Annotated in this window: 1 protein-coding gene; it reads left to right on the top strand. The window is 25.1% G+C overall.

Features of this window, described 5'->3' with window-relative positions; genetic code table 11:
- Nucleotides 1-19: 19 nt before the first annotated feature.
- A partial coding sequence (locus AC6UDG_RS07770) for a hypothetical protein (protein WP_500707000.1) occupies nt 20-247 on the top strand: 228 nt, incomplete at its 3' end.

Here is a 247-nt window from a genome sequence, read left to right as displayed (position 1 = left end):
CTAGTAAGGTGTGTCATTTATGATAATAAAAAGAATAAAGTTTCCGAGGGAACTATTAAGTTCTATTTGCAATTTAAATGAAAATGATATTCTTATGATTGATTTAAGACTATTTTATAAGCATAAATCTTTAAGAATAAGACAAAAGATCATTGAGAGGGATATAGTTAAATTATTATTTGGAGTTGATTGTTATTTAAAGAAAAACAACAAAGGGGAACCATATGTAGTCTCTATCAATAAAAAC

It is taken from the genome of Fructilactobacillus sp. X2R1C1 (assembly GCF_059901435.1).
Note: the sequence above shows the minus strand (reverse complement) of the source record. Positions and strands in the feature narration are given on the sequence as shown.